The sequence below is a fragment of the uncultured Albimonas sp. genome, from assembly GCF_963977235.1.
GTDB lineage: Bacteria > Pseudomonadota > Alphaproteobacteria > Rhodobacterales > Rhodobacteraceae > Albimonas.
The window spans coordinates 41,876-55,939 of the sequence record NZ_CAXBOD010000012.1; the positions used below are offsets into that span (position 1 = coordinate 41,876).

General features: G+C 71.9%; 12 protein-coding genes. 8 read left to right on the plus strand and 4 right to left on the minus strand.

Translation table 11 applies throughout. The features are described 5' to 3' along the window. The first annotated feature begins 92 nt into the window (after window positions 1-92). On the plus strand, window positions 93-497 hold the full coding sequence (locus AAC134_RS08645; RefSeq protein ID WP_339948677.1) for a PaaI family thioesterase: 405 nt from the start codon (window positions 93-95) through the stop codon (window positions 495-497). Window positions 498-600: 103 nt separating this feature from the next. Here AAC134_RS08645 and AAC134_RS08650 read toward each other — a convergent pair whose 3' ends face one another. From AAC134_RS08650 to nrdR, 3 genes are all read right to left on the minus strand, one after another. Further along, window positions 601-1,137, minus strand: a complete 537-nt coding sequence (locus AAC134_RS08650; RefSeq protein WP_339948678.1) for a serine acetyltransferase — start codon at window positions 1,135-1,137, stop codon at window positions 601-603. Between the two features lie 69 nt (window positions 1,138-1,206). Next, complete coding sequence (ribD, locus tag AAC134_RS08655; RefSeq protein ID WP_339948679.1) at window positions 1,207-2,349, minus strand: bifunctional diaminohydroxyphosphoribosylaminopyrimidine deaminase/5-amino-6-(5-phosphoribosylamino)uracil reductase RibD; 1,143 nt, start codon at window positions 2,347-2,349, stop codon at window positions 1,207-1,209. 32 nt (window positions 2,350-2,381) lie between these two features. Beyond that, complete coding sequence (gene nrdR, locus AAC134_RS08660) at window positions 2,382-2,852, minus strand: transcriptional regulator NrdR (protein ID WP_339948680.1); 471 nt, start codon at window positions 2,850-2,852, stop codon at window positions 2,382-2,384. A 363-nt stretch (window positions 2,853-3,215) separates the two neighbouring features. On the opposite strand from nrdR, the gene AAC134_RS08665 reads away from it, so the two are divergent. Beyond that, window positions 3,216-4,022: a hypothetical protein gene (locus AAC134_RS08665; protein ID WP_339948681.1), complete on the plus strand. Its 807-nt coding sequence runs from the start codon at window positions 3,216-3,218 to the stop codon at window positions 4,020-4,022. A gap of 562 nt (window positions 4,023-4,584) precedes the next feature. Here the strand turns inward: AAC134_RS08665 and glyA are convergent. Then, the gene (glyA, locus tag AAC134_RS08670) at window positions 4,585-5,880 is read right to left on the minus strand and encodes a serine hydroxymethyltransferase (protein ID WP_339948682.1); all 1,296 of its coding nucleotides are present in this window, start codon (window positions 5,878-5,880) and stop codon (window positions 4,585-4,587) included. 308 nt (window positions 5,881-6,188) lie between these two features. On the opposite strand from glyA, the gene AAC134_RS08675 reads away from it, so the two are divergent. The 6 genes from AAC134_RS08675 to AAC134_RS08700 all read left to right on the plus strand — a co-directional run bounded on the left by AAC134_RS08675 (window position 6,189) and on the right by AAC134_RS08700 (window position 13,663). Beyond that, window positions 6,189-6,965 carry an NAD kinase gene (locus AAC134_RS08675; protein ID WP_339948683.1) on the plus strand — a complete coding sequence of 259 codons (777 nt, stop codon included), beginning with the start codon at window positions 6,189-6,191 and terminating at the stop codon, window positions 6,963-6,965. Further along, entirely contained in the window at window positions 6,962-7,588 is a 627-nt protein-coding gene (locus AAC134_RS08680; RefSeq protein ID WP_339948684.1) for a LysE family translocator, read from the plus strand. Before AAC134_RS08675 ends, AAC134_RS08680 begins: the two co-directional genes overlap by 4 nt. 129 nt (window positions 7,589-7,717) lie before the next feature. Then, a complete protein-coding gene (locus AAC134_RS08685; RefSeq protein ID WP_339948685.1) occupies window positions 7,718-8,881 on the plus strand; it encodes an AI-2E family transporter in 1,164 nt (387 codons plus the stop codon). Beyond that, window positions 8,878-9,585 (plus strand): chromosomal replication initiator DnaA, encoded by a 708-nt coding sequence (locus tag AAC134_RS08690; RefSeq protein ID WP_339948686.1) that lies wholly within the window; start codon window positions 8,878-8,880, stop codon window positions 9,583-9,585. Before AAC134_RS08685 ends, AAC134_RS08690 begins: the two co-directional genes overlap by 4 nt. Window positions 9,586-9,617: 32 nt before the next feature. Continuing rightward, a complete protein-coding gene (locus AAC134_RS08695) occupies window positions 9,618-11,834 on the plus strand; it encodes an RNA degradosome polyphosphate kinase (RefSeq protein WP_339948687.1) in 2,217 nt (738 codons plus the stop codon). A gap of 353 nt (window positions 11,835-12,187) precedes the next feature. Beyond that, window positions 12,188-13,663 (plus strand): Ppx/GppA family phosphatase, encoded by a 1,476-nt coding sequence (locus AAC134_RS08700; RefSeq protein ID WP_339948688.1) that lies wholly within the window; start codon window positions 12,188-12,190, stop codon window positions 13,661-13,663. Window positions 13,664-14,064: the final 401 nt, after the last annotated feature.

Here is a 14,064-nt window from a genome sequence, read left to right on the forward strand (position 1 = left end):
GCCCCCTTTTGCGTTTCCGATTACCTCTCGCGTCGTCGACACTGCGCCTCGCATCCGGCGATCATGACCGGACGAACGGGAGGAGACCCTGGATGACCCAAGACCTGGCGACCGAGAGCCTGGCCGAGCGCATGCCCTTCTCGAAACTGATGGGGGTGAAGGTGGTCGAGGCCGGCCCCGACAAGGTGGTGGCGACGCTCGAGGTCCGCGCGGACCTGTGCACCGCCGGCCATATCCTGCACGGCGGCGCGGTGATGGCCTTCGCCGACGCGCTGGGGGCGCTGGGCACGGTGCTGTCGATGCCGAAGGAGGCCAAGGGCACAACCACGATCGAGAGCAAGACCAACTTCCTCGGCGCCGCGAAGGAGGGGACCACGGTCACCGGGACCGCCACCCCGATTCACCTCGGCGGGCGCACCAGCGTCTGGCAGACCCGCATCACCCGTGAGGACGGCAAGAACGTGGCCCTGGTCACCCAGACCCAACTGATCCTCTGAACGGCGCGCGCCGCCAGGCTTCCGGAGACATCGATCCCTGGCGCGCCCGACGCCGCTGGGCCTGCGGTCCGGACCCGGGGCGGCAGCTCCGGTCGGCCTGCCCTCAGACCTCGCCTTCGGGCCTCTCGTCGAGCGGCGTCCGGTAGCGGATCACCTTCGCCGGCGCGCCGGCCATGATCGCGCGCGGCGGCACGTCCGTCAGCACCACCGCGTTCGCGCCGATCATCGCATGATCGCCGACGCTGATCGCCCCCAGCACCACCGAGCCCGGACCGACGTCGACATGGCCGCCCAGGCGCGGCGCGCCGTGCCGGCCGTAGTTCGTGCCCAGCGTGACGTTCTGCATGATCAGGCAGTTCGGCCCCACGACCGCGCCGGGATGCACCACGATGCCCGTGGGATGAGGCATGATCAGCCCGCCCGCGATCTGCGTGTTCAGCGGCAGCTCGATCGAGGTCACCGCCGACCAGAACCGATGCGACAGCGCCCAGCGCTTGCGCCCCAGCCGGCCGAGCGGCCCGGACCCGCAGGCCTGGTAGCGCCGGACGCTGCGCAGCAGGCGACGCGCCGGGTCCCAGAAGCGCCGCGGCCGTTCCCGCGACCAGTCCGGCACGTCCGCAGAGATCTCCTTGGCGCTCATCCGGGGGCTCCTGCGGCGAGGGGGGCGGCGGGGCCGCGCGTTCCTCTTCGCCGTGCGGAACGGTCGAGGTCAAGCATGCTCGGGTCGCCACAGCGTCAGCGCGTCGGGGCCGAGGCGCCGCGTCGCGATGCAGCGGAAGCGCGGCGCGTCGGCCAGAAGGTCCAGGCCCAGCGGCCCCAGCGAGGGCAGCCCCTCGGCTCCGATCGCCGCGCCGCCCGAGAACAGGGCCAGTTCATCCACCAGCCCCGCGGCGAGCAGCGCGCCGGCGAGGCGCCCGCCCCCCTCGCAGAACGCGCGGGTGACGCCTGCGGCCGCCAGCGCCTCGAGCGCGGCGGTGGGGTCCAGCAGGGCCGGCGCGCCGCCGGGGGCCGCGGGGATCGCCTGCAGGGTCAGGCCGCGGCCGCGCAGCTCGACCTCGCGGTCGGGATCGGGGCCGTCGGGGGCGCCTGCGGGCAGATGCAGGATCAGCGCCGGCCGCGCGCCCGCGCCCAGCCGCGCGCCGGAGGACAGGCTCAGGCGCGGGTCGAAGATCACGGGCAGGGGACTGCGATCCTCCAACCCCGGCAGCCGCACGTCCAGCGAGGGGTCGTCGGCGCGCACGGTGCCCGCGCCGACCAGGATCGCGTCATGCTCGGCCCGCATCAGGTGCACCCGCGCGCGGGCCTGCGCCCCGGTGATCCACTTCGAGTCGCCCGAGCCGGTCGCGATCCGCCCGTCGAGCGAGGTCGCCAGCTTCAGCGTCAGCCACGGCCGCCCGCGACGATGGCGCGAGAGGAACCCCGCGTTCATCGCCTCGGCCTCGGCGGCGAGCACGCCGGTCTCGACCGCGACGCCGGCCGCGCGCAGGCGCGCAAAGCCGCGGCCGTCGACGCGGGGGTCGGGGTCGCCGGCGGCCGCCACCACCCGCGCGACGCCCGCGGCCACCAGCGCGTCGGCGCAGGGCGGCGTGCGGCCGTGGTGGGCGCAGGGCTCGAGCGTGACATAGGCCGTGGCGCCGCGCGCGGCGTCGGGGCCGAACAGCGCCGCCGCCTGGGCGAGCGCCACGGTCTCGGCATGGGGCCTGCCCGAGGGCTGCGTGAATCCGCGCCCCAGCAGCACCCCGTCCCGGACGAGGACGCAGCCCACCGCGGGGTTGGGCGCGGTGCGCCCGACCGCCCGGCGCGCCATGGTCAGGGCGGCGCGCATCCAGCGCAGGTCCTGGTCGTCGGCCATGGGTGTTTCCGCTCGCGAACGCCGCTCTGGCGTCAGGGCTCCTCGCCCTTGGCGATGGGGCGCAGTTCGGCGACGAACTCCTCGAAGTCGTCGGCCTCCTGGAAGTTCTTGTAGACCGAGGCGAAGCGGACATAGGCGACGGTGTCGATCCGCGCCAGCGCCTCCATCACGATCTGGCCGACCTCGTCGGAGGCGACGTCGGTGTCGCCCTTGCTCTCGAGCCGCCGGACGATGCCCGAGATCATCTGCTCGATGCGCTCGATCTCGATCGGGCGTTTCTGCAGGGCGATGCGGATCGAGCGGGCAAGCTTGTCGCGGTCGAAATCCTCGCGCCGGCCGTTCTTCTTGACCACCACGAGGTCGCGCAGCTGCACGCGCTCGTACGTGGTGAAGCGGCCGCCGCAGGCGGGGCAGAAGCGGCGGCGGCGGATTGCGACGTGATCCTCCGCCGGACGGCTGTCCTTCACCTGGGTTTCGGTGTTTCCGCAGAACGGGCAGCGCATATCGGTCCCTCTCGCGCATCGGACGCCGCCATTATAGGGGGGCCCCAAGCGGTTGGGTAGGGGCTGCGTCCCGGCGCGAGATATGCGCGCGTTCGATCCGCGGCGCCGCCCCTCTCGCGCTAAGGGCGAATCATGTGCGCGCAGGCAGATGTACCCTAAGGCGATTTGAACGCGCACAAACAAAACTCAACCTGAGAATGAATGTGCAGAGTTTTTGGTTTGCCGACAGTCATGTCGATGAGCCGAATTTGATTTCGTTGTTCAGCAAAATGTCCTTTGGGTTGAGCGATTGCCGCAATTTCGTCATATTGCGGCGGGCACGCTGGCTCCTGGGTGCAAGGTTATGTGTAAGGGGAGACCACTATGAGTTGCATTTCTCGGGTCGCTGTCCGGTCCGTGTGGGGCGCCGCGGCGCTGGCATTCGGAGCCGGGCTTGCGGGAACCTCGGCCTCGGCGTCTTCGATCGATCTCGCCAGCCTGCCGTTTGCTCAGATCGACACCAACCTCAACCCTCTCGACGGACTGTTTGGATCGGGGGGGACGGCGACGACGAGCTTCACGATCGGTGGCGGCCCTGGCGTGGACGTCACGATGTCGACAAGCGGAACGCGAGAGGTGCTTGACCTCGGGCTTGTCTCGATCGGCACGGTCCAGAGCAGGTTGAAGGGGGGCTCGAACGGCGGCGGTCTGATCCAGACGATCACCGGAGCGGACGGCGTCTGCGCAGGCGGAAGGGGCGCCGTGTTGACCGAACTGGACTGCGGTGCGCCGGTCACCTTTGACTTCAGCGCCAACCCCATCAGTTCGTTCGAAATCGCCTTTGACCAGAACCTCGACATCCTCAGCGGCATGAACATCGAGGTGGTCCACGGCGGCGGCACGGCTTCGGGCAGCGTCTTCACGCTGGCCGAGGTGGGACTGCTCGACGTGGTCGGCCTGAGCCTGTTCGACCTCAGCGGCTTCTATCTGGCCTACACGGGGATCACGAAGGTCACATACACGCCTTCGCCGCTCCTGGGCCTGGTGGACGCCGGCGGGCCGGTGGCGCGCTACCTCACGGTCAACGAGTCCCAGGCGGTGGCGCCTGTGCCGCTGCCGCCTGCGGGGTTCGCCCTGCTGGCTGCGCTGGGCGGACTGGGCTTCCTGCGGCGGCGGGCGACGGCCGACTGACAACGCGCAAGCTCCGGCGTCGCGCCTTCAGGGCGCGGCGTCGGCCGAGGTCCTTGACCTCGACTCCGCGTCGCGTGTTGTTCGCGGACGGGAGCTGCGCCTGTCCGAGCGTCCGTCGCGTCCGTGACGAACACCCAGCAGCGCCGGAGCGGGTCGCGTTCTCCGGCAGGGCGCCGCGTGCAGGATGCGCCCGGCATGTTCCCCGGGCCATGGCCATTCCCCAGGGGCCATGGCCCTCCGCGTGTGCGGGGCCCAATCGCCGGGCGGCGACGGCGCCCGGAAATCACACGGCCACCACCCCATTTCGGTCACAATATATGCGTCAATATGACCCATACCGCCGGTCGGGATCGCGTTGCGTCGCCCGGCCGAGACCGAGTTTGCGTCGACGTCTCGAACGGGTGGGACGGGCCATGGTCGACCCCCAGCGACCATGGCCCGCATTCGCTGGGGGCTGGCGAGGGGCCCGAAGCTGCAAGGGCGGCGCGGGAGGGTTCCCGCGCCGCCCTTGCAGCTTCAGGCCGGTCGCGCGCGGCGCCGCCCAGGCGTCGCGCGCCCCCGATCAGAGGGTCGGATAGATCGGGAAGCGACGGCAGAGGGCGATCGCCTCGTCGCGCACCGCGGCCTCGATCTCGGCGTCGCCGCCCTCGCCGGCCGAGGCCAGCCCGTCGACAACCTTCACGATCATCCGCGCGACCTGGCGGAATTCTTCCTCGCCAAAGCCGCGGGTGGTGCCGGCGGGGGCGCCGAGCCGGATGCCCGAGGTGACCATCGGCTTCTCGGGATCGAAGGGCACGCCGTTCTTGTTGCAGGTGACATGGGCGCGGCCGAGCGCGATCTCGGCGGCCTTGCCGGTCACCTTCTTGGGCCGCAGGTCGGCCAGCATCAGGTGGTTGTCGGTGCCGCCCGAGACGATGTCGATCCCGCCCTTCATCAGCTCGTCGGCCATCGCCTGGGCGTTGGCCACGACCTGATGGGCGTAGGCGCGGAACTCGGGGCGCTGGGCCTCGGCGAAGGCCACCGCCTTGGCCGCGATCACGTGCATCAGCGGGCCGCCCTGCAGGCCGGGGAACACCGCCGAGTTGATCTTCTTGGCGATCGCCTCGTCGTTGGTAAGGATCAGGCCGCCGCGCGGACCGCGGAGCGACTTGTGGGTGGTGGTGGTCACCACGTCGGCGTGCGGCACCGGGCTGGGATGCGCGCCGCCCGCGACCAGGCCCGCGATATGGGCCATATCGACCATCAGGTGCGCCCCGACCTCGTCGGCGATCTTGCGGAACTCGGCCCAGTCCCAGACGCGGGAATAGGCGGTGCCGCCGGCCACGATCAGCTTGGGCTTGTGCTCATGGGCCTTGGCGCGGATGTCGTCCATGTCCAGCAGGTGATCCTGGGCGCGCACGCCGTAGGAGATCACGTTGAACCACTTGCCCGACATGTTGACCGGCGAGCCGTGGGTCAGGTGGCCGCCCGAATTCAGGTCCAGCCCCATGAACGTGTCGCCGGGCTTGAGCAGCGCCAGGAACACCGCCTGGTTCATCTGGCTGCCGGAGTTGGGCTGCACGTTGGCGAACTTCGCGCCGAACAGCGCCTTGGCCCGCTCGATCGCCAGTTCCTCGGCGATGTCCACGAACTGGCAGCCGCCGTAGTAGCGCTTGCCCGGATAGCCCTCGGCATACTTGTTGGTCAGGACCGAGCCCTGCGCCTGGAGCACCGCGTGGGACACGATGTTCTCGGAGGCGATCAGCTCGATCTCCTCGCGCTGGCGGCCGAGCTCGAGGCCGATGGCCTTGAAGATTTCGGGGTCGCGCTCGGCGAGCGCCTCGGTGAAGAAGCCGGAATCGCGCGTGCTGGCGTCCATGTCGCGTCTCCTGTCTCGGGGCCCCTCTGCGGGGGCGCCTGCGGGCGGGGAAAAGGTTCCCGGCGTCCATACACCCATGCGCGGGGTTTGTCCCGTCCCGGAGGCGACGCTTCGCGCGCCCGCGGCGTCGCGGGGGCCGGGTTCGCCGCGGGCCCGGCCGCCGCCCCTGCCGCGCGGCCGCTGCGCCGCAGGCGGCGCCCGGCCGCGGCGCTTGCGCGAGGGGGCGCGGAGGGTCATGGTCGGCCTCCCCCGGCCCGGGGGCCCGTCCCGCCCCCCTCCCTTTCAGGTCACGTCCGAGCCCCCCGCCCATGGACCCCATGCTGCTGCAGCCCCGCGTCCACTTCGTGCGCTCCGACGCGCCGCAGGCGGTCGCGGCGTTCGAGGGGCTGGTCGCCCGCTACGGCCAGACCGCCCTGCATGACGCCGACGTGATCGTGGCGCTGGGCGGCGACGGGCTGATGCTCGAGGTGCTGCAGACCTCGCGGCGCGACCCGCGGCCGGTCTACGGGATGCACCGGGGCACGGTCGGCTTCCTGATGAACGACTACCTCGAGGACGGCCTGATGGAGCGGCTGATGTCGGCCGAGGCCGCCGTGATCAACCCGCTGAAGATGACGGTCGAGTGCGACGACGGAGAGATCCGCCAGGCCCACGCGATCAACGAGGTCAGCCTGCTGCGCGAGCGTCACCAGGCCGCCAAGATCCGGATCCTGATCGACGGCAAGGAGCGGATGTCCGAGCTGGTCTGCGACGGGGTGATGGTGGCGACGCCCGCGGGCTCCACCGCCTACAACTATTCCGCCCACGGCCCGATCCTGCCCATCGGGGCCGAGATCCTGGCCCTGACCCCGATCTCGGCCTTCCGCCCCCGGCGCTGGCGCGGCGCGCTGCTGCCCCGCCACGCCCGCGTCACGCTGGAGTGTCTGGACCCCGAGCGTCGCTCGGTCTCGGCCACCGCCGACAATGTCGAGGTGCGCGGGGCCGCGAAAGTGCATGTCGAGCTCGATCCCTCGATCTCCCACACGCTGCTGTTCGATCCCGGCCACGGGCTGGAGGAACGGCTGATTCGCGAGCAGTTCGCGTGACGCCCGCCGGCCTCGATCCCGGCCTGCTCGCCGGGTTCGTGGCCGTCGCGGCGCTGTCCATCGCCGTGCCCGGGCCCAACGTGGCGCTGATCCTGGCGGTGTCGGCCCGCGAGGGGCTGCGCGCGGGGCTCGCGGCGGCGCTGGGGACCACGCTCGCGCATGCCGGGCAGATCGCGCTGGTGGTCTTCGGGCTCGCCTGGATCGCGCAGGCCTGGGGCGCGGCCTTCGAGGTTCTGCGCTGGATCGGCGTGGCCTGGCTGCTGTGGCTGGGCGCGGGCCTGTGGCGCGAGGCGCGACGGCCCCCCGTCCGCGATCCCCGCCAGACGGCGCGCAGGGCGGCGCGGCGCGGGCTGCTGGTGGGCCTGGCCAATCCCAAGAGCCTGGCGTTCCACGCGGCCTTCCTGCCGCAGTTCGTGGAGGCCTCGGCCCCCGCCGGCCCGCAGTTGGCGGCGCTGGGGGCGATCTATCTGTGCGTGGCGCTGGCGCTCGATTCCGGCTGGGCCTGCCTCGGGTCGGCCGGCGGGCGCGGCGCGGGACCCGCGGCGCGCGCGTGGATGGCGCGCGGGGGCGCCGCGGCGCTGATCGGAGGGGCGGCCTGGCTCGCCTTCGGCCGGCGCGCATGATCGCGCCCTCCTGACGGCGCCCGCCTGGCCCCGCGCGCCGGAACGCGCCCCCCGATCACGTCACGCCGGGGTTGCAAGCGCGGGCGCAAGGCCGCAAACCCAATGCGCGTCGCGGGCAGGGAGAACGGCATGGCGTTGAGCCAGGGCGAACAGGTCAGATGGTGGCTGGTGGGGCTCGCCGTCCTGCTGCTCTTCATGTGGGCCATGGCCGGGGTGATGCTGCCGTTCCTCGCCGGCGCCGCGCTCGCCTATTTCCTCGATCCGCTGGCCGACCGGCTGGAGGCGCGCGGCTTCTCGCGCACGCTCGCGACCGCCACCATCACCGTGCTGATGGCGACCGTGTTCATCGTCGCCATGCTGGTGCTGATCCCCGCCTTCGTCGAGCAGGCCCGCGAGTTCATCGAGCAGGCTCCCGTCTACGCCGACGCCATCCGCGGCTTTGTCGAGCGGCGCTTCCCCGAGGTGCTCGACAAGGGCGGCGCGGTGGAGCAGGCGCTCGAGACCTTCAAGGGCCGGGCCGAGGAATGGTCGGTCGCCGCCCTCAAGTCCGCCTGGACCGGCGGCCTTGCGGTCATCGACTTCGTGACCCTGCTGGTGATCACGCCGGTGGTGGCCTTCTACCTTCTGATGGACTGGGACCGGCTGACCGCCAAGATCGACAGCTGGGCACCGCGGGACCATGTCGACACGGTCCGCGAGCTCGCCTCGCGCATCGACGGGGTGCTGGCGGGCTTCGTGCGCGGACAGCTGACGGTCTGCGTGATCCTGGGCGCCTTCTACGCCACCGCGCTGATGCTGGTGGGGCTGCAGTTCGGCCTGGTGATCGGGCTGTTCGCGGGGCTGATCTCGTTCATTCCCTTCATTGGCTCGATCCTGGGGGGGGCGCTGTCGATCGGGGTGGCGCTGTTCCAGTACTGGGACGACCCGATCATGATCCTGGCCGTCGCGGGCATCTTCCTGATCGGGCAGACGGTGGAGGGCAACTTCCTGACGCCCAAGCTCGTCGGCGGCTCGGTCGGGCTGCACCCGGTGGCGCTGATGTTCGCGCTCTCGGCCTTCGGCTCGCTGCTGGGCTTCACCGGCCTGCTGATCGCGGTGCCGCTCGCCGCCGCCATCGGCGTCATCGGCCGATTCGCCATCGAGGAATACATGCAGGGCCGCCTCTACCGCGGCCACACCGTCTATGAGCGCCCGCCCGAGGCGCCCCGGGACGGACCCGCCCCCGCCGTCGCCGACGCCCCCTCCGCCGAGCCGGACGACCGGGGCCCCGATGAGCGGAGGTTCGGCCCGTGACGACGCGCGCCCGCCAGCTGCCGCTCGACCTGCCGATCCGCGCCGCGCGCGACCGCGAGAGCTTCTTTGTCTCGGACTCCAACGCCCTGGCGCTGGCCGCGCTGGATCGCTGGCGGGAGTGGCCCGAGGGTCGGCTCGCCCTCGTCGGCCCCGAGGGCGCGGGCAAGACCCACCTCGCCGCGGTCTGGTCGCAGGAGACCGGCGCCCCCCGCATCGCCGCGCCCGAGCTGCCGGGCGCCGACCTGCGCGCGCTGCTGGGGCAGGGCGCGCTGGCGGTCGAGGACGCCGACCGCCTCGCCGGCGCGCAGGAGGCCGAGCGGGCGCTGTTCCACCTCGTCAATCTCGCCGCGGCGCAGGGAGCGGCGCTGCTGCTGACCGGGCGCGCGCCGCCCGCGCGCTGGCCGGTGGCGCTGCCCGACCTCGCCTCGCGCCTCGCGGCGCTGCCGATCGCGCGGATCGACGCGCCCGACGACCGGCTGCTCGAGGGGCTGGCGATGAAACTGCTGGCCGATCGCCAGCTGCTGGCCTCGGCCGACGCCTCGCTGCCGCACTATCTCGCCACCCGCGGCCCGCGCTCCCACCGCGGGCTCGCCGAGACGGTTGCCGCCATCGACCGCGCCGCGCTGGCCGGCCGCGCGCGCCCCAGCGTGCGCCTCGCCGCGAAGGTCCTGCGCGAGGCCGAGACCCGGGACCCGGCGGCATGAAATCGTCATCGAAGTCCGCTAGGCTGCGTCCCATGCGAGCCGATTTCCTCAACGCGCCCTGCGCGCCCGCCGAAGCCCACCGCAACGAGTTCGACCCCGACGGGCCGGAGCGGTTCATCAACCGCGAGCTCAGCTGGCTGGGCTTCAACTGGCGCGTGCTCCAGGAGGCCGAGAACCCCCACCACCCGGTGCTGGAGCGTCTGCGCTTCCTGTCGATTTCGGGCGGCAACCTCGACGAGTTCTACACCGTGCGCGTCGCCGGCCTGCGCGGCCTGGTGCGCGGGGGCCTCGACACCCAGTCGGCCGACGGTCTGACCGCCGCCCAGCAGCTCGACAAGATCGACGACGACGCCCGCGCCCTGATGGCCCGCCAGCAGGTGGTCTGGGGGGAGCTGGTCAAGGCGCTGAAGGCCGAGGGGATCCTGGTGCTCGACCGCCGGGCGCTGACCCGGGCCGACGTGGCGCTGGTCGAGAAGCACTTCCTCGAGCAGGTGTTCCCCGTGGTCACGCCGCTGGCCATCGACCCGGCCCACCCGTTCCCCTTCATCCCCAACGAGGGCTTCGCGCTCGCCCTGCAGCTGCGCCGCCTGTCGGACGACGAGCCGCTGGACGCGCTGCTGCCCGTCCCCCAGCAGGTGCGCCGCTTCATCCGGCTGGAGGATGGCCGCAAGGGCGAGACCCGCTACCTGCCGCTCGAAGAACTCCTCAAGCTGTTCATCGACCGCCTGTTCCCCGGCTACCGGCTTGCGGGGCACGCGCTGTTCAAGGTGCTGCGCGACAGCGACCTCGAGCTTGAGGAAGAGGCCGAGGATCTGGTGCGGGAGTTCGAGACCGCCCTCAAGCGCCGCCGCCGGGGCGAGGTGATCCGCCTCAAGATCGCGGCCGGCGCGCCCGCCGACCTCAAGGCGATGATCGCCGACGAACTGGGCGTCGCCCGCCACGAGGTCGTCGACGTCGAGGGCGTGATCGGGATCAAGGACCTCTCGGAGCTGGTCACCAGGGACCGGCCGGAACTGCTGTTCCACCCCTACACCCAGCGGATGCCCGAGCGGGTGAAGGACTTCCAGGGCGACATCTTCGCTGCGATCCGCCAGAAGGACATGCTGCTCCACCACCCTTACGAGTCCTTCGACATCGTGGTGCGCTTCCTGCAGCAGGCCGCCCGCGATCCCGACGTGGTGGCGATCAAGCAGACGCTCTACCGGACCTCCAAGGACAGCCCCATCGTGGCCGCCCTGTGCGAGGCCGCCGAGGACGGCAAGTCGGTCACCGCGCTGGTGGAGCTCAAGGCCCGCTTCGACGAGGCCGCCAACATCCGCCAGTCCCGCCAGCTGGAGCGCGCGGGCGCCCAGGTGGTCTACGGCTTCATCGACTGGAAGACCCACGCCAAGGTCTCGATGGTGGTGCGCCGCGAGGGCGACCAGCTGGTCACCTACACTCACTTCGGAACCGGCAACTACCACCCGATCACCGCCAACATCTACACCGACCTTTCGCTGTTCACCTGCGAGCCGACGCTGGGCCGCGACGCCGCGCGGGTGTTCAACTTCGTCACCGGCTACGCCGAGCCCGAGGGGCTGGAGGCGCTCAAGCTCTCCCCCCGCACCCTCAAGCAGCACATCCTGGCGGGGCTCGAGCGCGAGATCGCGCACGCCAGGGCCGGCCGCCCGGCCGAGGTCTGGGCCAAGATGAACTCGGTCATCGACCCCGAGGTGATCGACGCGCTCTATGCCGCCGCCCGGGCGGGGGTGAAGATCGACATGGTGGTGCGCGGCATCTGCGGCCTGCGCCCCGGCGTCCCGGGCCTGTCGGAGAACATCCGGGTCAAGTCCATCGTCGGGCGGTTCCTCGAGCATTCGCGGATCGTGTGCTTCGGCGCGGGGCATGGTCTGCCCTCGAGGGAGGCGGAGGTCTGGATCTCCTCGGCCGACTGGATGGGGCGCAACCTCAACCGCCGGGTCGAGACGCTGGTGCCGATCCTCAACCCCACGGTCCACGCCCAGATTCTCGAGCAGGTGATGGCCGCCAACCTGCGCGACGAGGCGCAGAGCTGGGTGCTGCAGCCCGACGGCCACTGGCTGCGCGCGGTGGCGCCCGAAGGCGACGAGCCGTTCTCGGCCCATGAGTTCTTCATGACCCACCCCTCCCTCTCCGGTCGCGGACGCGCGGGGGCCGAGGACGCCCCCCGCCTGCTGCCCGAAACGGTCGAGACGGCGCTGGGCGAGGACCCGGATCTGGCGGCGGAGTGACCCTGCGCCGTCGCCCCGGCCGGCGTCCCGCGAGGACCGCGCCCCCAGCCCCCCCGTGCGGCGAGGGGGCCGGGGGCGCCTCGCCGGGCCTCCCCGGCCTCGGCGGGAAGCGCGGCGTTGTCCGCCAAGATCCTGATTCGATAAAATAAATTGGGAATTGGATCCGCCCTCTCCCGATACGGCGTCGCGGCGCAGCCGGGCCCGTTCGCCCTTGACCCCATGCCCGAGCCGTGCGAGCGACGGAACGCGACGGCGGCGGAGGAGCGCGCATGAGCGAGCCTAGGCGACAGTCCCGATCGAGCGTCCGTTCGGGCGTCCCAAGCGTCGGCGGCGCCAAACGCGGACACGCGCGGGTGGGCGTGGTCGACGTCGGCTCCAACTCCGTCAGGCTGGTGGTGTACGAGGCGCTGTCGCGCTCTCCGGCCTATTTCTTCAATGAGAAGGTGCTGTGCGGCCTGGGCGCCGACCTCGCGTCCACGGGTCGGCTCTCGGTCGAGGGACGGGCGCGCGCGCTGCTGGCGCTGCGCCGCTTCGCGGCGCTCGCGCGCAGCATGGACATCGACGTGCTCGACGGCGTGGCCACCGCCGCGGTGCGCGAGGCCTCCGACGGGCAGGAGTTCGTCGAGGAGGTCGAGCGCGAGACCGGCCTGCGCCTGCGGGTCGCCACCGGCGAGGACGAGGCCCGCCTCGCCTCGCAGGGGGTGCTGATGGGCTGGCCGGACGCGGACGGGCTGGTCGCGGACCTCGGGGGCGCCTCGCTGGAACTCTCGCGCGTCGGGCTGGGGCAGGTGGGGCGCGGGGTGACGCTGCCGCTGGGCCCGCTGCGGCTGATGGGGCTCGAGGGCGGGGCGAGCGCGCAGGATGCGCTGATCGACGCCTCGCTCGCCTCGGTCCGCGGCATGCTGGGCGCGCCGGGGGGCCGGATCTACCTGGTCGGCGGCTCCTGGCGGGCGCTGGCCAAGCTGCACATGACCCGCATCGGCTATCCCATTCAGGTGCTGCACGAGTTCGAGCTGCCCGCCGAGGAGATGCTGGCGCTGGCCGAGGAAGTCGCCGCCATGACCCCCGAGGCGCTGCTCAAGGAGATGACGAGCTCGCGCGACCGCATCGCCGTCACGCCGATGGGCGCCCGCGTGCTGGCCGGCCTGATCCGCGCGGCGCAGCCCGCCCGCGTCGCCGTCTCGGCCTTCGGGCTGCGCGAGGGCGTGCTCTACGAACATCTCCCCGAGGCGCTGCGCCAGCAGGATCCGCTGCTCTCGGCCGCCCGCCACATGGAGCGACGGCTGTCGCGGTTCCCCGGCTTCGGGGCGGAGCTCGCGGCCTTCGTGTGGCCGCTGTTCCCCAACGCCTCGCTGGCCCGCCGGCGGCTGATCGAGGCGGCCTGCGTGCTCAACGACGTGGCCTGGAACGCGCATCCCGACTATCGCGACCAGGCGGTGTTCGAGAGCGTTTACCGCGCCAACCTCTCGGGCATCGGCCATGCCGAGCGCGCCTGGATCGGGGCGGCGCTGCGCTATCGCTACAAGTCGGGCGGGGGGGGCCGTCCCGCGGCGCCCGCGCTGGCGCTGCTGTCGGAGTCCGAGCAGGCCGAGGCGCGGCTTCTGGGCCGCACCATCCGGCTGGGGGCGATGCTGTCGGGCTCGGCCCCCGGGGTGCTGCCGCAATGCTCGCTGTCGGTGGACGCCGATGCGCTGACCCTGCGCTTGCGGGGCGGGGCGGCGGCGCTGGCGGGCGAGATGGTGCAGAAGCGCCTGACCTCGGTCGCCGACACCGTCGGCCGTCCGCCGCGCCTGGTGATCGAGGACGCGGCCGCAGAGGCGATCGGCTGAAGAGCCACGCGCAGAATGCTTCGGGGATCGTAGCTTAACCGCGCCTTAATCGGGTGAGCGGATGGGGCGACCGCCTTTTGGCGGCCGTTGACGTCAGGCGCCGATTTTGACTGTCGAACCAAAAGCAAAGGCCCGCGAATCGCGGGCCTTTGTTCTCCTCCCCAGACTTGCGCCGGTGTCGTTCTGCTCGCGATTTTAGCAGCGAGAACGCTTCACGCAAGAAAATTGCGATTCTGGCCGCCGGTAGAAAGAATGTTCCGCATGTGTCCGCTGCAACCGCGAAGCGAATGGGCGCTTTCGCGACGTCGGCTTCGCGCTTGCAGCAAGGCGCGGGCGCGATCCGGCCGCCGGTTCTGCGAGTCGGGATCGCGAACCGCACAGCCGGCGCGACCGATTCGCTC

Bases quoted from the DNA above. Each gene is read 5' to 3' on its own strand.
- AAC134_RS08665 (WP_339948681.1), top strand. From the start codon at position 3,216: ATGAGTTGCATTTCTCGGGTCGCTGTCCGGTCCGTGTGGGGCGCCGCG.
- ribD (WP_339948679.1), bottom strand. From the start codon at position 2,349: ATGGCCGACGACCAGGACCTGCGCTGGATGCGCGCCGCCCTGACCATG.
- AAC134_RS08645 (WP_339948677.1), top strand. From the start codon at position 93: ATGACCCAAGACCTGGCGACCGAGAGCCTGGCCGAGCGCATGCCCTTC.
- AAC134_RS08685 (WP_339948685.1), top strand. From the start codon at position 7,718: ATGGCGTTGAGCCAGGGCGAACAGGTCAGATGGTGGCTGGTGGGGCTC.
- AAC134_RS08695 (WP_339948687.1), top strand. From the start codon at position 9,618: ATGCGAGCCGATTTCCTCAACGCGCCCTGCGCGCCCGCCGAAGCCCAC.
- glyA (WP_339948682.1), bottom strand. From the start codon at position 5,880: ATGGACGCCAGCACGCGCGATTCCGGCTTCTTCACCGAGGCGCTCGCC.
- AAC134_RS08675 (WP_339948683.1), top strand. From the start codon at position 6,189: ATGGACCCCATGCTGCTGCAGCCCCGCGTCCACTTCGTGCGCTCCGAC.
- nrdR (WP_339948680.1), bottom strand. From the start codon at position 2,852: ATGCGCTGCCCGTTCTGCGGAAACACCGAAACCCAGGTGAAGGACAGC.
- AAC134_RS08650 (WP_339948678.1), bottom strand. From the start codon at position 1,137: ATGAGCGCCAAGGAGATCTCTGCGGACGTGCCGGACTGGTCGCGGGAA.